Below are 18,818 nucleotides of genomic sequence, written 5' to 3'. Positions count from 1 at the left end.
TCTGTCAGCGGCCTTCGCCGAACCACCCGTCCTGCGGCTGCGGTTCGCGGCTGCGGCGGCTGTTGCCGTACTGGTCGGGCTGCGGTTCCGTACCGTCGTATCCCCGCTGCCCGTAGCCACCGGGCTGCCGCGGCTGCTGCTGATAGCCGGCCTGCGGCTGCTGCGGGATGCGGGACGGCTGTCCGCCCTGCGGACGGCCGGCGCCCTGGCCGTACCCCTGCGGCTGTCCGCCCTGCGGGTACTGGCCCTGCGGCTGTCCGCCCTGCGGGTACTGGCCCTGCGGCTGCTGCCCCTGCGGGTAACCCTGCTGGGGCGCGGGACCGCCCTGTCCGTAAGGGACTTGACCGCCCTGCGACCGGCCCGCCATCGGGTGCGGTCCCTGCGGCTGCTGCGGGATGTGGCCGCCCTGCTGGTAGCCGCCCTGGGACTGTGCTCGGGCCGGGGCGTGCTGGTCCTGCGGGTAACCGTTCTGCTGGTAACCGTTCTGCTGGTACTGCCCCTGCGGGTGCCCGTTCTGGGGGTGCCCGTTCTGCTGATACCCGTTCTGCGGGTACTGCGCCTGCGGGTACCCGCTCTGCTGCGGCTGCTGGTAGGGGGCGCGGGCCGGGGTGGGCTGGCCGTTCTGGTACACGGGCCGCTGTCCCTGCTGCGGGATGGGCTGCGGTTCGCCCGGTACTCCGCTCCACGCCACCCGCTGCTGCGGAGTGCTGGCGCCGAGGTCCTTCAACTCGTCGTCGCTGTACGCATCGTGGTACGGACGGCCCGCGAGCGGACGCTCGGTGTGGTGCGGCTGTGTGCGGGCGAGCGCGATGCCTTCGAGGCGCATCATCTCGATCGTGGAGGAGACCTGGCGCGAGGAGTTGAGGTCCTCCTCCTCCCAGACCTCGGCGATCTCGCCCTCGTGGCCGGCCACGGAGACCTCGACGCCGGCCTGACGCGTACCCCAGCTGCCCTTGTGCAGGGTGAGCAGCGCGTAGAAGCGCAGCGGTGTGAGCAGCAGGAGCTGGATCACGCCGTACAGCGGGGCGAGCAGGAACATGCCGAAGCGCTTGATGAAGCCCATGCCGCGGCGCGGGAAGTCCAGGTAGCGGACGTTGCGCAGGTACCCCATCAGGACCATGAAGATCAGGTAGTCGCCGATGTGGTTGACGAACTGCTCGGGGCGCATGATCGGCAGGATGACCATGGAGTAGAACATCGCCGAGCCGAAGATCAGCCACAGGGCGAGTTCCATGCAGGTCAGCCAGAAGGCCGGGCGGTACTTCTTCTGCTTGCGGAAGGCCCACAGGGACTCGCGGAAGAAGGACTTGTTCCAGCGGACCTGCTGGCGCAGGAAGTGCGGCAGCTTCTCCGGGACGGCGGTGTAGCCGACGGCGGTCTCCTGGAAGACGACCTGGCCTTCCATCAGGCAGTAGTTCGTCATCCGGCGGTCGTCGCCGAAGACGGCGGGCTTGCCGAGGAACTGCTGGTTGAGGAAGTCCGGCAGATACTTGCGCACCAGGGTGCCGCGGTACACGGACAGGGCGCCGCAGCAGCACAGGACCGACTTCAGGCGGGAGTACGCGGCCCGCTCGAAGAGGAACGAGTTGCCGTACCTGAGGTCCTGGAGCCGGGTGAAGATGTTGCTGTCGTGGTTGAGCGCGAGCACCATGCCGGTCGAGGCCATGATCTTCGGGTCGGCCATGGGCAGCAGCAGCTCACGGACGGTGTCGCGGGAGAGCACGGTGTCGGAGTCCACGCACAGGAACAGATCCGTGTACGGCGCCGCCTCGAAGCCGAGCGCGAGTGCCTCGCGCTTGCCCTTGTTCACGGGCTGGATGCTGACGGTGTACTTGACGCCCTTGGCCTCGAACTCACGGCGCATCTTCTTGGCCGCCCGGATGCCTCCGGGGTCCGCGCTGCAGTCGTCGATGATGTGGATCTCGTTGGGGAGCCGGCTCTGGGCGAGCAGGGAGCGCATGCCCTGCTCGAACATCACCGGGTCCTCGTTGTAGATCGGGATGACCGCGGTGACCCACGCGTTGTCGAGGTACATCAGCTGTTCGCGGTCCGCCTTGGCGGGCCGGTAGAAGAGCGCGCCGAACATCTTCAGGGTCAGCAGACCCATCGCACCGAACGAGTACAGGTGGAGCGAGTCCGGGTCCAGCTTCGAGGCGATCACCGCGGCGATGGCGATGAAGAAGATGTACGACACCTTCAGATGTCGTCGGCGCTTGTGCCGGCGGCGGCCGTCGGTGTCGACGGCGCCCGGTATGTACGTGTCCGTATCGCTCACAGCTTGACTACCTGGGGGTGGTCGGCGGACTTGCCTCGGGTGTCGAAGAGCATCGTGGCGTGGTCGGCCAGCTTGTCCAGGTCCAGCTCGCTGTGGTGCTGAAGCAGGATGGTCAGGTCGGCCTGCGCGGCGCCCTCGAGGTAATCGTCGGCCCGCGGCACCTCGGTGCCCTCGACGGTCCAGCCCTCGACGCGCGGGTCGTAGTAGACGAGGTCGGCGCCGCGTTCGAGCAGCAGCTCGGCGACATCGACGGCAGGACTCTCACGCTGATCCGAGATGTCCGGCTTGTACGTCACGCCGAGGAGCAGCACCTTCGAGCCGCGGACGGGCTTGCCCTGCTCGTTGAGCAGGTCGGCGGCGCGGGAGACGACATGGGCGGGCATCCGCTGGTTGATCTCCTGCGCCAGCTCCACGAAACGGAACGGGATGCCGAGCGAGCGCACCTTGTACGAGAGGTAGTTGGGGTCGATCGGGATGCAGTGCCCGCCGACACCCGGACCCGGGTAGAAGGGGGCGAAGCCGAAGGGCTTGCTGGAGGCGCAGCGGATCGAGTCCCAGAGGTCGACGCCGATCTCGCGGCAGAACATGGCCATCTCGTTGACGAGGGCGATGTTCACATGCCGGTAGGTGTTCTCGAGCAGCTTGGCCATCTCGGCCTCACGCGTGCCCTTGGCCTCGACGACCCCGCCGACGAACCCCTCGTACAGGGCACGGGCGGCCTTGGTGCAGTCGGGCGTGGTGCCGCCGACGACCTTGGGGGTGTTCTCCAGGCCGTACGTCGGGTTGCCCGGGTCGATGCGCTCGGGCGAGAAGGCGAGGTGGAAGTCGACGCCGGCCGTGAGGCCACCGGCCTCCAGCGCGGGCCGGACCACCTCGTCAGTGGTGCCCGGGTACGTGGTGGACTCGAGGACCACCAGGGTGCCCGGGAGCATGTGGGCGGCAATGTCGGCGACCGCGGCGTTCACCGCACCCAGCTCGGGAGCCCCGTGATCGGTCAGCGGGGTGGGCACGCAGATGACGACGGCGGCCGCCTCGGCTATGACCTCCGGGCTGTCGACGGCACGGAAGCCGCGCCCGACCATCGCCTGGACATCCGCGTCGCTGATGTCGTCGATGTGCGAAACACCCGAGTTGAGCCCCTCGATGACCGGTGCACTGCGGTCGAGTCCGACCACCTTCAGCCCGGATGCGCTGGCGGCACGGGCGAGCGGCAGGCCGACGTAGCCAAGTCCGACAACGACCAGATCAACAGCTGCGGTTCTGTTCACGGCCACGCTTTCCACCACCGCGCCGACCCCCCGGTGGCAGGCGCCCAGTTCTCTCAAGAATCGAATAATCGACTCGCGATGGTAGCGAGGATTGGCCAAGCCTTCACAACTCGCACATGGTTCCTCTTCTCACAGGAACCGACGTACAACCCTTTCACCCCCTGGATAGTCACCCCCTGCGAAGAACCCACTGGTAACAAGGAACCTCATCCTCCGTTACCCATCCGTCACTTCGCCGCCCACCCGCCCCACCCGTTCGCAGCGGGTAGTCTCGGCGCCGTTCCAGCAGCCGGGCGCGCATCGCCCCCGCGCCCCCCAAGGAGTCACCGTGGCGTCAACTCGCCGCCGTCGGCCTCGTGGCCGCAGCCGAATAGCCCGAGCGTTCAAAGTCCTGCTCGCCGTGGCGGTCATCGCCGGTGCGGCTCTTGCCGCCAAACCGCTGTACAACCACTTCAATCCGGACGAACCAGACCTTACGGTGCGTTATCGCACCGAGACCAAGGCCGAGTCCGATGCGGCACGCCCCTGGCTCGAGGTTCTGAACACGTCCGACAAGCCCCTGCCGCTCAGCGAAGTGAAGCTGCGCTACTACTTCACGGCCGAGGACGACGCCTCGTACGCCTTCAACTGCGTCGAAGCCCACATCGGCTGCTCGAACCTGTCCGGGACGATCGTCACCATGGACAAGCCCAGCGAAAAGGCAGATCACTACCTGGAATTGGGCTTCTCGGACAAGTCCGGCACAGTGGCGCCGGGCGGCAACAGCAAGGGTCTGGAACTGCAGCTGTTCCGTACCGACCACAAGCCCCTGCAGCAGGACGACGACTGGTCGTTCGATGCGGCGAAGACCGCCTATACGGAATCCGAGCAGATCGCGGCCTACCGGCAGGGTGAGCTCGCCTGGGGCAAGGAGCCGGACGGCGGGACCGGCCGCACCGCCGCCGGCGGTTTCACCGAGCTCCCGCAGGGCGCCGTGTTCGACAACTTCAACTACCAGGGCCCCAAGGACACCGCGCTGTTCAAGCACAACTGGCTGGTGCGCTCCAGCGAGGGCGGTCCCGGTATCGAGGACACCTGGCAGCCGGAGGGCATCTCCTTCCCCGGCGCGAAGGACGCAATCGACGGGCAGGTCCTCAATCTCAGGGCCGCCACGGACGGCACCAAGGCGGGCACCAGCCAGTCGGCGATCGGCACCAGGAACGGAACGTTCCGGACCGGCACCTACGCCGCGCGGATCAAGTTCTCCGACAAGCCGGCCGCCGGCAAGAACGGCGACCCGATCCAGCAGACCTTCTTCACCATCGGTGGCAAGGGCGCCAAGTACAGCGAGCTCGACTTCGAGTACATGCCGAACGGCGGCTGGGGCGCCGTGGGTCCGCGGCTGACCACCACGACCTGGCGCAACGACAATCTCGACGACATCGGCGCACGCGTCACCCGCGAGCACGACCAGCGCCTGGGCGGCTGGCACACGATGCTGATCGTGGTGGACGAGGACGGCGTCACGTACAGCATGGACGGCAAGACGCTGTACCGCAGCAAGAAGGCCTACGTGCCGCGCTCGGACATGCACATCAACTTCAACACCTGGTTCGTGGACCTGGACAAGCCGCTCTCCGGTGAGCGGGCCTGGGACATGCAGATCGACTGGGTGTACCAAGTCGCCGGCCAGACGCTGACGGCCGAGGAGGCCGAGCAGGCGGCGAAGTCGTTCCAGGAGGGCGGCGTCGGATACTTCGACACGTCGAAGAGCGACTGACCGAGGACACGCAGCAGAAATGGGGGCTGCCCGGGCTCACGCCCGGGCAGCCCCCATTTCTGTCACTGCCGCGTCAGTCCTCCCCCTGCCCCTCCCCGTCGAAGTACTCCCGCAGCGCCCGCACCTCGCCGCGCCCCTGGGGCAACGGCGTCATGCGCGGCAGGAGTTGGGCCGCGAGGAGGGTGGACAGGGCCGAGGTGTCGCCGGTGCCCGCTCCGCCGTCCGTGCGGACCACGACCGGCTGCGGGGCCTTCGAGGCGAGTTCCGCGCCCACGTCGAGGCGGCGGCGGGCCAGTTCGTACTGGAGGACCGCGCGGTTGTCGCGGTAGGCCTGGGCCAGGGCGCGCTGGGCGCGGGCCTCGTTCTCGGCGGAGATCAGGCCGCTGCGGCCGCGGGTCTCGATCTCGAAGCGGACCCGCTGCGCGTTGGTCTCCTGCTCCTCCAGGAGCTGGGCGACCTGCTCGCGCGCCTTGTTGAGGGCCGCCTTGACCTCGACGATGCGGGCGTCGCGCACCTTCTTGGCGCGCTCGATGTCCATGCCCAGGCTGTCGATACGGCGCTTGCGCGTCAGGCCCCACTCCTGCTCGTACGCCGTGCGCTCCTTGGCGACCCGCTCGCGGGTGGCCAGGTGCTGCTGGTACTGCGTGGGGAGCTGGACGTCCGGGATGTTGCAGCCGGTGATGCGGACGCCGTAGCGGTCGAGCTGGCGGTTGAGGAGCTGCTGCATGTCGGCCACGTCCGAGCCGCGCAGGTCGTAGGCGCGCTCGGTGGAGATGATGCGGGCGCGCTGGCGGATGGCGTCCTGGACCGCGCTGGAGAGCACCAGGTCGAAGTTGCCGGCGCCGATGGTCCGTACGAACAGGACCGCGTCGGTGATACGGAACTTGAGGAAGAACTCGATCGAGCGCAGCGGCACGTTCTCGCGGGTCGGGCAGGCCATCACCGGGGCGGAGTACGGGATTTCGGTTGCCGTGTCGACCACGAAGTCCACCCGCGACCAGGGGTGCCACAGGTAGTGGCGGCCCGCTTCGAGGGTGCGCGTGACGGCTCCGTAGCGGGTCAGGACGCCGTTGGTGCCCTGCTCGATCTCGACGATCGAGGAGCGCCACCACCACAGGGCGCCGATCACCAGGAACAGCGCGCCCGCCGTGTAGGAGAGCGTCGCGAGCGTGCCGTACGCGAGTCCGCCGAGGCCGTCCGAGCCGGCTTCGCGCAGGGACAGCATGACGCCGGAGAGCAGCGTGAACAGGCCGAGCCAGAGCGGCAGCATCCACCACAGGCGGCGGGTGCTGCGCGGGATGATGACCGGGATCAGGGTGCCGGCCTCGCCGCCGCGGAGCAGCTGTGCGACGCGGCCCCAGGGCGCGACGGCCTCGGAGATGACCGACCTGCGGTGGGTACGAGGGGTGCTCATGCTTCGTCGCCTTCCTCGGCCTCGGTGACGGTGGGGGCGGCCGCTTCCATGACGGTGGGTCCGGCTTCGCCGGCGACGGCCGGCCCGTCCTCCTCCACGACCGCCACGACCGTCGGCCGCTCCGCCGCGAGCAGCTCGTCGATCTCGCCCTGCCGTGCGGCGATCCGTGCCGCGACCTCGTCGAGACGGTCCCGTACGGCCGCCGTGTCGGCCTCGGTGAACAGTTCGTCGCCGTGCTCGCCCACCAACTCCCTTGCCAGGCGCAGGAAGTCCACGCCGAGGCTGCCGTCGGCCTCCGCGCCGCCGATCCGCACCAGGTGCGGCAGATGGTCGGCGACCTGTTCCAGGGTGTCGAGGATCTGCTGCTGATAGCGGTATTCGAGGATCTCCGGCGCCTCGGCCGCGGTCACCGCCCGGATGTCGAGCGCCTGCGCTTCGAGCAGCGCCGCGTTGGCCTTCGCCTCCGACTCGGCCTGTACGTAACGCTGGTGGGCGAGTGCCTGGGCGCGGTTGGTCTCGCGTTCGACGGCGGTGTCCATCCGGGCCTGGTACTGGGCGATGTCGGCCTGGATCGCGGAGAGCGTCTCGTGGCTGGTCGCGAGCTCCTTGGTCAGGTCGCCCTCGTCCTGCTCCTTGCGGAGCATCAACGCGTACTCGTGGGTGTAGGCCTCCTTCGCCATCCGCACCATCTCGGGTGCGGCGAGGTCCATCCGGTACGCCTGGTCGGAGGGCTCGGCGTGCGTGATGTTGGCGTTGGTGAGCTCGACCGCGGGGCGGAACTGCTGGTTGAGCTGTTCCAGGAGCCGGCTGGTGTCCTCGCCGACCATGTCGTAGATGCCCGCCGCCTCCTGCTCGTAGATGAGGCTGCGGATGGTCTCGCTGACCGCGTTGGCGAGCTTCTCCTCGAAGCCGCGGACCGCGCCGAGCGTGTACACGAACTCGGTGGGGTCGCTGATCCGGAACTGGATGAACAGATCGATCGAGGCCTTCACGCCGCCCTTGGTGGGCGCCTCGCGCACGGGGGCGTTGAAGGGGTACTCGCGGGTGGTGTTGACGATGTACGAGACGCGCTTCCACGGGCTGATGAGGGTGACGCGGCCCGGGCCGACCACCTTCTCCAGCTTGCCGAAGCGGGTGATCAGGGCCTGGCAGCCGTCCGGCACCATCACCATGCCCTGCCGCCACCACACGAAGGCGACCGCGGCGAGCGCGATGACCCAGTAGTGCAGGCCGAACAGCGGGTTGGTCAGCGGCGATTCATCCGTCGCCGACACGATGACGGTGCCCACGACACCGATGACGACCAGCAGAAGCACCGGCAGCATGCTGATGAAGGAGCGGCCCTTGGGCAGCACCATCGGGCAGATCACATGGACCTGCTCGCCGCCCTCGCGGGTCTGCTCGCTCTGGTTCAGGGCCTCGCCGGCCTCGTCGAGCGCGACGGTCTTCTGCACCATGAGGGTCGCGAGGGCGCCGCCCTGTTCGCGTGCGGCGGGGAAGTCGGCCGGGTCCATGCCCTCTTCCTGCGGCTCGAACGCGCCGCGCCCGCCCTCGGCGGCGCCCCCGACGCGGCGCCGGATCTCCTCCTCGGCCAGCTGCCGCGGGTCGGCCCCGCCGGCCACCGCGGAGACGGCCCTCCGTACGCTCTGCGCTCTTGATCGCGCCACTGATCGCTCCCTCGTCCCCCGTGTGGTCCTTGCTGTGCGCTCGCATCGTCGCAACGGCGGCCGTGGCCGTGCATTGCCACAGTCCGGCAGAGTTCGGGGCTGCTCGGTGCCGTGTTCCTGTATGCGGGCCCGTCAACGTACGACGCGGCCGTACGCGGGCACGAGGGCCGTACGTTCCCGGTCACAGGGACCGAAGACTCCCCCGGCGGCCGGGCCTTCGGCCGGAACGGGAATCGGCCGGCCGGCGATCGGACGATCACCGGCCGGCCCTCGGTTCACCCGCGGTCGACCCGGGACAGCAGGACGTTCGCCTTGTCGCCGTCCCCGGCGAGACGCGCCTGCTCGGCCTCGGCGATCAGGCTCGCCCAGTTCGCGGGGGCGCTGCCCGCGAGCACCGCGTCCTGTGCCCGGTCCTGCGCCGCGAAGGCGGCGTCGTGGCCGCCGGTGCGCAGGCCCCAGCCGTACGGGTACGCGGGACGGTAGTCGCGGTCGCCGACGTTGATCGGGACCTGGTCCGCGCTCGCCGGCCAGGTCAGCGGGAGCCGCCCGGTGAAGGGCTGCTTGCCGAACAGGACGTCCGCGACGCCCGCGCCTTCCGAGCCCGGCAGCCAGGAGGCGACCAGGGCGTCGATACGGCCCTGCGGGTCGGCCACGATCTGCGGGCGGCCCGAGACGATGAGGACCACACAGGTGTCCACGGCGGCGCAGACCTCGTCGACCACCTTCTGGTCGGCGCTCTGCAGGGAGAGGGACTTCTCCTCGTGGTTCGCGGGGCCGCACCAGCCGCACTCGGGTCCGCCGACATCGCCGTAGCCCTCGGCGTACGGGGTCTCGCCGACGACCACGACAGCCGTGTCCGCGTCACCCACCGGGGCCGAACCGTCGGCGCTGTAGGTGATGTCGGCCTTGGGTGCGACCTGGCGGATGCCGTCGAGTACCGATGTGCCGGGGATGGTGTCGCCCGACTCGCCCTGCCAGCTGATGGTCCAGCCGCCGGCCTGGTTGCCGAGGTTGTCGGCGTTGCGCCCGGCCACGTACAGGCTGTCCTTGCTGCCGAGCGGCAGTGCGCGGCCCGCATTCTTCAGCAGGACCTGGGACTTGGCGACGGCGCTGCGGGCGAGGGCGCGGTGCTCGCGGCTGCCGACCTCGTCGAGGTCGTCGGCGGAGGCGTACGGGTTCTCGAAGAGTCCGAGCTCGAACTTCTTGGTGAGGATGCGCGCCACGGCGTCGTCGATCCGGGACATCGGCACGCGTCCGGCCTGCACCTCGGCGAGCAGCAGGTCCTGGAACTCCTTGGAGGTGTTGGGCTCCATGAACATGTCGGTGCCCGCGTTCACGCCGGTGCGGACCTTGTACGCGGTGAGCGCGGCGTTGGCGGGATCGGCGGGGTCGGGGATCTGGTGGATGCCCTCCCAGTCGGAGATCACGAAGCCGTCGAAGTCCAGCTTGCCCTTCAACGTGCCGGTGAGCAGGTCCTTGTGGGCGTGCATCTTGGTCGGGTTGCCGACGCCGTCCTCGATCCAGTCGACGCTGGAGAACGAGGGCATCACGCTGCCGACGTCGTAGCGGTGCAGGGCCGGCAGATAGGGCGCGAGGTGGAGGCGGGCGAAGTCCTGCTTGGTGGTGACGGTGATGCCCTGGTCGATCGTGTACTTCTGCTCCCACCAGGGCTTGGTCTTGTTCGCCTCGGCCGTGGCGGTGTCGAAGCGGGTGCCGCCGTCGCCCGCGAAGTGCTTGGCGGTGGCGAGGACTTCGTCGTCGTCCCAGCCGCGGCGCGGGCCGTCGCCCTGCAGCCCCTTGACCGCCGTGGCCATCTGCGCGACCAGGGCGGGGTCCTCGCCGAAGCTCTCGTACGTACGGCCCCAGCGTTCGTCGCGCGAGACGCACAGGCACGGGGAGAAGTTCCAGGGGATGCCGGTGGCCCGTACCTCTTCGGCGGTGGCGCGGCCGATGCGCTCGGTCAGCTTCGGGTCGCGGGTGGCGCCGAGGCCGATGTTGTGCGGGAAGACGGTGGCGCCGTGCACATTGCCGTGGCCGTGGACGGCGTCGATGCCGTAGATGAGCGGGATCTTGAGGCGGGTCTTGAGGGCCTGCTCCTGGAAGGAGTTGACCATCTCCACCCAGGCGGCCGGGGTGTTCTCGGCCGGGGTCGAGCCGCCGCCGGAGAGCAGCGAGCCCAGCATCTGGGTCCTCACCTTGGTGGGGTCGTCGGCGACGGCGGCCCGTTCGGCCTGGGTCATCTGGCCGATCTTCTCCTCGAGCGTCATCCGCCCGAGGAGGTCGGCGACGCGGCGCTCGGTGGACTGGCGGGCGTCGAGGTAGAGCGGCTGCTGCTGCGGGTCGCCCGCCGGGGGCTGCGCCCATGCGGGGGCGAGCGGGCCGAGCAGGGCGGTGACGGCGGCTATCGCCACGAAAGCGGTGCGGCGTCTGGTGCGTAAGAAGGACAGAGCGCTGGCGCGGGGCATGACGGCTCCTCACAGGTGTCGTACGCAAAAAGGGCAGTACTGGTCAACCTGCTTTTCTTGAGCCGTGATTGAACTGCCTCGGCATGCCCCCGTCAACCCGTAGCACCGTCGTGGCCCAGGAGCAGGCGCGGAACCGCCCCTGGATGCAGGGCGGTTCCGGGTCTGGATACAGGGGACGTTCCGGCTCCTCACTCGTCCCGTATCTGTGCCGCCAGTTCCCTCAGCGGTGCGGCCTCCTCGGTCGCTCCCAGGGCGGTCAGGCGGGTGATCGCCGCGTCGACGCGGGCGAGCGCAGGGGCGGTGCGCTCCATGTAGAGGCCCTCGACGGCGCCCGCGAGGCGGACGCACTCGGTCCACTCGCCGAGCCGGTCGTCCCCCGGGCCGAACTCGCCGAGCAGGGCGCAGGCCTGGTCGAGTGCGGCCAGCGCGCTCTCGTACTCGCCGGCGTAGGCGTTCACCCGGCCGTGCTCGTACGCGAGGGCGCTCTCCAGGGAGCGGCCCTGCGGGGTGAACCCGGCCTTGTCGGCCGCGACCGCGACGCGCTCGGCGTCGGCGAGCACCGCGCGGGCGTCGCGCAGCCCCTCCATGCCCTGGTGCTTGGCCTGGAGGCGGGCCACCTCGCGCAGGTGGTTGCTGATCTGCTCGTAGCGCGGGGACTTGGCGTGGGCGGCGAGCGCTTGGCCGAGGGCCGCGCGGGCGGGCCCGAACTCGCCGCCCTCCGCGAGCACCACGGCCGTCTCGCCGGCGATCATCGCGTGGCTGCCCGGGTCGTCGTCCCAGCCCGCCGACTCGGCGGCGAGCTCGGCGAACTCCGCCGTGGCCGCCTTGAGGTCGCCGCCCGCGTGCAGGGCGCGGGCCCGGGTGAGCCGCAGCTGGGCGGTGAGACGGTCGTCCAGCTCGCCCTTGGCGATGTCGGGTTCGGCGAGGACCGAGTCGAGCAGCGCGATGGCGTCCTCGACCCGGTCGAGGTCCACGCTGAGCTGGGCCGCGTTGCTGTACGCGCAGAAGCCGTCCACGCGGCTGCCGTACCGCAGATGCTGTTCGGCGGCGCGCGTCAGATGGCGCAGGGCCTCGTCGGGGCGGCCGAGGTGCATGCACGTCTCGGCCAGGTCCTGGTGGATGCGGCCGCGGTCGTCCGCGTCCGCGGGCCACTCGCCGGCCGCGCGCAGCGCCTCGGTCAGGTCCTTGTACGCCGCCTCGGGGTCCTGCAGGCCGAGCTGGATCCGGCCGCGCAGGCCGAGCGTGCGCGGCAGGTGCCACGCGGGTCCTTCGGCCCTCAACCGGGCGAGCAGGGCGTCGATTTCGGTGACCGCGGCGGGCAGGTTGCCGGAGAGCGCGTGCAGGGTGGCATGCAGGAGTCCGGCGCCGGAGCTCTGGTTGGCGAGCCCGTGGCGGGCGGCGAACTCCTGGAGCAGGCCGAGCTCGGCGAAGGCGGGGGCGATGTGCTCCTCGCTGCGGGAGGCCTGCAGGCGGATGCCGTGCGCGGAGGCGCGCAGGCGCAGGAGCCTGGCCTCCTGGAGCGGGGTGAGGCCAAGGGTCTCCTCCTGGAGACGGACCATGGCCGCGTGGGCGGCGGTCAGCGCCTCGATCTGTGCGGTCTCGTCGGCGGGTTCGGCCGACTGGTCCCGTACGGGCGCCTCGGCCGCCGCGAGCAGCGCGCAGGCCTGCGCGACGGCCGCGTCACCGGCGAGCCCGGCGTCCTCGTAGAGGCCGGCCGCCTCCTCGTGCAGGGCCACGGCCTCGTCGAACTCGTCCTTGGACCGGGCCGTGTACGCCTCGTCGGTCAGCAGGTCGGCCCGCAGCTGCAGGAGCGGGCCGACGGCCGGGTCCTCGGGGTGGCGGTAGTCGCGCGCGGCGGTCAGGACGCGCAGGCGTGCCCAGCAGGCCGCGTCGCCCGGGTGGCCCTGGGCGTGCAACTCCCTTGCGCGCAGGATCAGTTCGGACAGTGACTCCGGAAGGGCAGCGGTCCGGCGTACGGGAGCAGCAGCCGGCACCGCCTCATCGGACGCCACCAGATCGTCGAGCTCCCGCGGCCGCAGCGTCAGTTCGAGCGCGTCGAGCAGCGGGGCGCACTCCAGGCGGGCGCGGCGGTGGGCGCTCTGCGTCGTGGTGCCGTTGCGGGCGTCGAAGCGGGCGGCGAGGTCGTCGGCGCGGCCGCGCACCTCGGCGCGCAGAGCGGAGACCGTCCAGGCGCGGCCCGCGTATCCGGCGCAGGCCAGCTCTCCGTGGCCGAGGAACTCGACGCGCTGGAGGAGCACTTCCACACCGGTGAGGAAGTCGAGCTGCTCGGAGGGCGAGTCCACCTCTTCGAACAGGGTCCGGTTCTCGGAGAGCAGCTCCAGGCCGCGCGCCTCGTTCCCGGTGAGCGCGCAGAACTCCAGATGGCGGCCCACCTCCCCCGCCATGGAGGCGTTGCGCCGGCAGGCGCGGTATCCGGCGAGGTGCAACTCCCGTGCGCGGTCGGTCTGTCCGGTGCGCAGGAGCGGCAGGAGCGCGTAGGAGACGGAGCGGGCCGGTTCCTCCTGGCAGGAGTCCTTGCCGGACAGGACGGGCTCCCAGATCCGCAGCGCCCGGGCGTCGTCACCCGCGCCGAGGTGGTAGCGGGCGCGGGTGCAGATCTCGCAGGCCTCGCAGTCGCTGAGCCGGGTGCGGACCCGGCTCGCCCACAGGTCGTACGCGAGGTCGGCGCCCTCGCCGATGTGCGCGGCGAGGTCGTAGGCCTGGCCGTAGTACGGCTGCAGGTCGAGGTCCGCCTTGGTGTAGCGGTCGCGCATCTCGGTGAGCCACTGGCGCAGGGTGGGCAGCGGGACCTCGGGGAGCGCGAGCAGGGCGTTGGCCACCCACTTGAAGCGCCAGAACAGCTGGTGGCGCAGCGAGTCGTCGAAGACGTCGGGCTGCTCGTCGTACAGGTTGAGGATCCGGGCGAAGACGACGGGCGACTTCCTCGGCTCGGAGCCGTAGGTGTAGGCACTCTGCAGTTCGAGCAGCGCGCAGACCAGGGCGGCCGGGTCGTCGAACTGCTCGGCTGCGTCCACGAGTTCCTCGGCCGTGACCGTGCGCGTACGGCCGTAGGGGCGCTGGCCGTTGTCGCGCAGGGCCGCGTAGAGCTCGTCGGTGTTCTGCGGAAGGGGTGCGGTCGGCATCGTCAGCTGTCCTTGCGGAGGGCGTGGGCGAGCAGGTCGAGGAAGGAGCGGTTGATGAGGCTGGACTCGGACGGCCGCAGCGGCCGCCGGGACAGCAGCGCGGCCTGTCCGTACAGGGCTTCGGCGCTGGTGCGGGCCAGTTCGGGCTCCTCGATGGCCACGGCGGTGCGGACCAGGGGGTTGAGCTGGTTGAGGATCAGCTGGGCCCGGGGCACCTCCTGGCGCAGCGAGCCGAGGATGTCGCCCCACAGGCCGCCCTCCTGCTCGCGGGCGAGCTGGGAGCGGGTGCGTTCGTGCCGGGCGTCGCGGCTGTCGATGAGCAGGGCCGGGGCGGACGCGGGCTGGAAGGTGCGCAGGGCCACATCGCAGTCGAAGACGGCGAGGGCGTCGCGGGCGCGGGCGAGATAGGCCGCGGCGGCCAGTTCGGTCTCGCGGTCGACGGGGTCGAGGTGGGCGGTGAGCGTCTCCGGGTCGAGGTCGGCGACGCTGACCTCCGGGCGCACCTCGGGGAGCCGGTGGACGAGTTCGCGGTCGTACGTGTAGCCGCCGTTGACCACCCCGAGCCCGGCGGCGGAGGCGATCGCGGCGACCTGCCGGAACTCCTCGACGCTGGCGGTCACCAGGACGGTGCGGTGGGTGCGGGCGAACTCGTCGAGCGTGGCGTGCCCGTCGGTGGTCTCGAACGGCAGCCAGGGCAGCAGCATCCGCAGGATCTCGTCGTCGTGCACGGCGAGGGACTTCACGGCGAGATGGTGGACCTGCAGGAAGCGGCCGAGCAGATCGGGATCGCTGGCGGCGGCCCTGGCGATCCATGCGCGCAGGCGCTCGGCGAGCGCGTCGCGTACGGCGGCGAGGGTGTCGTCCTCGTACAGGGACTCGCGCGAGGCCGTCGGGCGCAGGGACTCGGCGTCGACGACGCAGCGCACGAAGAAGGCCCACTCGGGCAGGATCTCCGGGGCCTGCTCGGACAGGAGCATGCCCTTGACGTGCACGCGGTGGCCGTGGCGGCGGCCGCTCGGGACGGCCTCGGGCAGGATGCAGGCGATGCCCTTCAACCCGACGGCGGGCAGGTCGAGTTCGATGGTGTCCAGCGGCTTGAAGCCGAAGACCTCTTCGCCGTACGCGGCCAGGGCGCGGTTTCTCGCACCCGGCGTGGGGTGGGTCTGTGACCACGGCGCGGGCTCGGGGTTGACCGGGACGGCGGGGCCGCTCGTGCCGTCCTCGAAGGTCACCGGGTGGCGCAGGAGCGAGCCGAAGTGCCGTGCGAGGGAGTGCACTTGGCCGGGCTTCGTCCACTCGGCGGCATCCGCGCGGGGCGTCAGCGTGACGGTGGTGCCGGGCTGCGGGCGGGCCGAGGCCGGGAGCGTACGGACGGTGTAGCTGCCGTCGCCGCGGCCGCGCCATTCGACGGCGGGGGCGCCGGGGGTGCGGGCGCTGCGGCTGACGACGTGGATCTCGTCGGCGACCAGGAAGCAGGAGAGCAGACCGATGCCGAACTGGCCGATGAAGTCCGCGCGCTGCTCGGCGATCTTCTCGGCTCGCTTGCTGCTGCGGCCGATGGTGGCGAGGAAGGTGTGCACATCGGCCTCGGTGAGACCGACGCCGTCGTCCTCGACGCGTACGACCGCGCCGTCCGCGTACAGCCGGATGCCGAAGCTGCCCTGCGGGTCGAGGGCGCGGCGGGCGGTGAGGGCGTCCACCGCGTTCTGCATCAGCTCGCGCAGGTAGACCCGGGGGCTGGAGTAGAGGTGGTGGGAGAGCAGGTCGACGAGGCCGCGCAGGTCGACCTGGAAGGTGCGGTCGGTGTGCGCGGTGTGCTCGGTGCTTTCGGGCAGAGTCATGGGGCAGTCCGGGGTGGAGTGGTGGACGGGCGGACGGCGGAGAGCGGGCCGGGCGAGGGGCCGGCGGGGTGGCTCAGGCGGTCTTGCGGAAGCGCGCGTAGGCCTTCTGCGGGTCCGCCATGAACGTCCACGGCCACTCGGTGAACACACCGTCCAGCTCGCGGAAGACCTTGGCGGCCGTGCTGCTGCCGGCCAGAGAGAGGGCCATGGCGAAGATGTTGAAGTCGCCGTGCCAGCCCAGGTGGCGCCGGTACGCGGGGTGCAGGATGCTGCGCTCCGCGGCCTCCCGCAGCTCGGTGCGGATCCGGGGGTCCTCCAGGCAGTCGCCGTCGTCCGACTCCACCCAGTTCTCCACGTACGCCATGGCGACGGCGGTGCCGAGCGGGTGTCCGTCGGGTGCGGCGGCGAAGGCCTTGCGGGCGTACTCCAGGGCCTCACCCGGTTCACCGCCCCAGCGGGGCTGCAGCTGCGAGATCCACTCCAGGTGGATCGAGGTGTTCAGCGGGTCGCGGCGCAGACCGGCGTCGAGCCGGGCCTCCTTGACGCATCGGTCCACGGACATCCCGCGTCCCGAGGTGAGCAGATGCCGCCACGGGGTGATCCAGTCGGGGCGCAGCTCCGCGGCTTCGAGGAGGTGCTCCTCGGCGATGCGCAGCCGCTCGTAGAAGATCTGCCACTGCTCGCGCGAGACGTCCACGGCGCGGGCGGAGGTGCGGGCCTCCCAGCCCCAGTGGACATGGCGCATCCCGGAGATCAGCAGGGCCGTCGCCCTGTGCTCCTTGTCCTCGTCGGCGGCCCGGACGATCCACTCCTCCAGGCCGGCGACATCGGACAGCTCGCCGAGCACGGCCTGCTCGCGGCCGAGGTCGAACGGCGCGGCGGCCGCCTTCACCCCGGCCCAGTCCCCCGCGTCGGCGGCCTCCACGAGGGCGAGCACCCGCGGGTCGCCGAGCGCGCGCAGGGTGACCACCCCGTGCTTGCCCTTGCGCGGCGCGAGGCCCTGCGGCGCCCCCGCCGCATCCCCGCCTCTGCCGAACAGCTTCCCCAACATGCCGCGCCCTCCCCAGGTGCCACGCGTGATCGTCCGCGCAGCATAAGGGGGGCCTACGACATTTCGTCCACGGGGTGCCCGGCTTGCTTCCTTCGGGAGGTGTGCAGATCAGCCGGGAGGTGCGCACGTCAGCCGCCCGCCGCTTTCCGCAGCAGCTGCACAGGTCAGCCGCCCGCCCCGCGGGTGTGCGCCTCGGCCAGGAGGAGGTAGGCGCTCGCGGTCCAGGTGTACGCGCGGTCGCGCAGGCCCGTGCCGCGTGCGGCGTCGAAGTTCTCCGCGAAGCCGTGCGTCTCGCACAGGGCGCGGAAGCGGGCGCCGATCTCGTCGGCGAGACGGGTGTGGCCGGCCCGGCGCAGGCCGTCCTCGACGAGGATCGTGGCGGGCGCCCAGATGGGGCCGCGCCAGTAGCCGTCGGAGCGGTAGTGCGGTGAGGAGGGCAGTTCGGTGGCGAGGCCGTAGCGGGTGAGGTGGGTCTCGATGCGGTCGGCGAGTGCCGCGGCGATGTCCTCGGGCAGGTGCTCGCCGAGGACGATGGGCATCAGGTCGAGCAGGCTGGAGCTGCTCCAGCTGTTGCCGGTGGCGACTCCCCTGGCCACGAAGCGGTCCCCGGCCCACAGCTCGTCGAGCAGGGCCGCCTGGACCTCGGCGGCGGTGCTGCGCCAGCGATCCGCGTCCTCGGCGCGCCCCAATACCTGAGCCAGCTCGGCGAGTTGACGCAGCTGCAATACGAGGAAGGCCGCCAGGTCCGCCGTGACGATGACGCGCTCCGGGTCGAAGGTGGTGGCGTTGTCCCAGCCGCTGTCGTTGCCGTGCTGGTAGTGGGGCAGCACGTCGCCGGGGGCTCGGCGTTCGGTGAGCCAGAAGTCGGTCCAGCGCGCCAACCGGTCGTACGTCAGGGCCAGTTCGGCCGCGTCGAGGGGCTCGGGCAGCCGGGCACGCAGGCGGCGCAGGGCCCAGCCGTGGATGGGGGGCTTGACGTAGTTGTACAGAACCTCGGAGTGGGTGACCGAGTCGGGCAGCGCGCCCGTCTCGTCCTGGTGGTCGAAGGGCAGCTGGAACTGGTCACGGGCGAGATCGGGACAACCCGCGCCCAGGGCAAGGGCGTTGAAGCAGTGGTCCCAGCTCCAGACCTTGTCCATCCAGTGCTTGGACATCAGGACGCCGGGCCGCTTGACCAGCCCCGCCGGACGTACGGTCGCGGACCACAGGACGTACGCGGCGAGTTCGGCGGCCGGCGTCTCGGCCGAGCGCCAGGGCGCGACCTGGTCGGCGAAGTCGCCGAAGGCGTTCCGTGCGGCCTGGGCAATCTTGGCAAAGGCGGTCGTGGAGGCGTAGGAGCGGCGGGCGGTGTCGTACTCCTCGACCGCCATCTCCCACTCCCCCGCGAGCGCGAGCCCCCGCTCCGTACTGCCGAGGCCCTGCGTGCCCGGGGTCTCGGCCACATCCCCGGACAGGACTGTCACCCGGTAGCGGCGACCGGTCTCGTACGAGGTGAAGACATACGCATCCGCCACAGGATCGTGGAAGAAGTACGTGCCGCTGAAGGGGGTCAGGGCGGGGGCGACCGCCGAGATGCGCAGCCCGAGGCCCGTGCCGCGCAGGCGGACCGTGTCCGGTGTCTCGTAGGCGAGATCGATCCGGTGGCCTTCCGGGTGCGTCCAGGAGAGCAGGCCCGGGGTCGCGTCCGCCTGGACGTCCTCCGCCCGTTCACCCGTCGCCGTATCGAAGGGGACGAGGCGCAGGACGGCGTGCATGCCGTTCTGGTGCGAGACGAGGTGGAGGTCGTCGGCGCAGGCCGCCTCCGCTGTCACCGGGGAGATCCCGAACCAGGACCCGTACGTGCTGAACGGGATGTCGCGGAGGGAGAAGCGCGGGCCGGGTCGGGCGGCGTCGGTCATGTAAACGTCACTCGTTTCTCGGGCAGGGGCGCCCGGC

10 protein-coding genes are annotated in these 18,818 nt (G+C 70.9%); 1 reads left to right on the top strand and 9 read right to left on the bottom strand.

The annotated features are described in order from the left end of the window. Window positions 1-4: 4 nt before the first annotated feature. Window positions 5-2,275, bottom strand: a complete 2,271-nt coding sequence (locus H9Y04_RS46490; RefSeq protein WP_308800811.1) for a glycosyltransferase — start codon at window positions 2,273-2,275, stop codon at window positions 5-7. Next, window positions 2,272-3,543: a nucleotide sugar dehydrogenase gene (locus H9Y04_RS00360; RefSeq protein ID WP_187811563.1), complete on the bottom strand. Its 1,272-nt coding sequence runs from the start codon at window positions 3,541-3,543 to the stop codon at window positions 2,272-2,274. The genes H9Y04_RS46490 and H9Y04_RS00360 overlap by 4 nt, the downstream gene beginning before the upstream one ends. A 328-nt stretch (window positions 3,544-3,871) precedes the next feature. On the opposite strand from H9Y04_RS00360, the gene H9Y04_RS00355 reads away from it, so the two are divergent. Next, window positions 3,872-5,302, top strand: a complete 1,431-nt coding sequence (locus H9Y04_RS00355; protein WP_187811562.1) for a cellulose binding domain-containing protein — start codon at window positions 3,872-3,874, stop codon at window positions 5,300-5,302. 73 nt (window positions 5,303-5,375) lie between these two features. Here H9Y04_RS00355 and H9Y04_RS00350 read toward each other — a convergent pair whose 3' ends face one another. The 7 genes from H9Y04_RS00350 to H9Y04_RS00320 all read right to left on the bottom strand — a co-directional run bounded on the left by H9Y04_RS00350 (window position 5,376) and on the right by H9Y04_RS00320 (window position 18,781). Then, complete coding sequence (locus tag H9Y04_RS00350; RefSeq protein ID WP_187811561.1) at window positions 5,376-6,716, bottom strand: SPFH domain-containing protein; 1,341 nt, start codon at window positions 6,714-6,716, stop codon at window positions 5,376-5,378. Further along, entirely contained in the window at window positions 6,713-8,383 is a 1,671-nt protein-coding gene (locus H9Y04_RS00345; RefSeq protein WP_187811560.1) for an SPFH domain-containing protein, read from the bottom strand. The genes H9Y04_RS00350 and H9Y04_RS00345 overlap by 4 nt, the downstream gene beginning before the upstream one ends. Window positions 8,384-8,658: 275 nt before the next feature. Beyond that, window positions 8,659-10,848, bottom strand: coding sequence for a glycoside hydrolase family 3 protein (locus tag H9Y04_RS00340; protein ID WP_187811559.1), 2,190 nt, complete (start codon window positions 10,846-10,848; stop codon window positions 8,659-8,661). Window positions 10,849-11,036: 188 nt separating this feature from the next. Next, a complete protein-coding gene (locus H9Y04_RS00335) occupies window positions 11,037-13,991 on the bottom strand; it encodes a hypothetical protein (RefSeq protein ID WP_187811558.1) in 2,955 nt (984 codons plus the stop codon). Window positions 13,992-13,993: 2 nt separating this feature from the next. Then, a complete protein-coding gene (locus H9Y04_RS00330; protein ID WP_187811557.1) occupies window positions 13,994-15,832 on the bottom strand; it encodes an HSP90 family protein in 1,839 nt (612 codons plus the stop codon). A 73-nt stretch (window positions 15,833-15,905) separates the two neighbouring features. Beyond that, on the bottom strand, window positions 15,906-16,883 hold the full coding sequence (locus H9Y04_RS00325) for a hypothetical protein (protein ID WP_187811556.1): 978 nt from the start codon (window positions 16,881-16,883) through the stop codon (window positions 15,906-15,908). 164 nt (window positions 16,884-17,047) lie between these two features. After that, window positions 17,048-18,781 (bottom strand): amylo-alpha-1,6-glucosidase, encoded by a 1,734-nt coding sequence (locus H9Y04_RS00320; RefSeq protein ID WP_187811555.1) that lies wholly within the window; start codon window positions 18,779-18,781, stop codon window positions 17,048-17,050. Between the last annotated feature and the right edge of the window lie 37 nt (window positions 18,782-18,818).

The sequence above is a fragment of the Streptomyces polyasparticus genome, assembly GCF_014493765.1.
Classification (GTDB): Bacteria; Actinomycetota; Actinomycetes; order Streptomycetales; family Streptomycetaceae; genus Streptomyces; species Streptomyces polyasparticus.
The sequence above is the reverse complement of the archived record's forward strand: the minus strand, read 5'-3'. Positions and strand labels throughout refer to the sequence as shown.

Coding starts and splice junctions, on each gene's coding strand:
- H9Y04_RS00350 (WP_187811561.1), bottom strand. CDS start 6,716: ATGAGCACCCCTCGTACCCACCGCAGGTCGGTCATCTCCGAGGCCGTC.
- H9Y04_RS00340 (WP_187811559.1), bottom strand. CDS start 10,848: ATGCCCCGCGCCAGCGCTCTGTCCTTCTTACGCACCAGACGCCGCACC.
- H9Y04_RS00335 (WP_187811558.1), bottom strand. CDS start 13,991: ATGCCGACCGCACCCCTTCCGCAGAACACCGACGAGCTCTACGCGGCC.
- H9Y04_RS00330 (WP_187811557.1), bottom strand. CDS start 15,832: ATGACTCTGCCCGAAAGCACCGAGCACACCGCGCACACCGACCGCACC.
- H9Y04_RS00325 (WP_187811556.1), bottom strand. CDS start 16,883: ATGTTGGGGAAGCTGTTCGGCAGAGGCGGGGATGCGGCGGGGGCGCCG.
- H9Y04_RS00320 (WP_187811555.1), bottom strand. CDS start 18,781: ATGACCGACGCCGCCCGACCCGGCCCGCGCTTCTCCCTCCGCGACATC.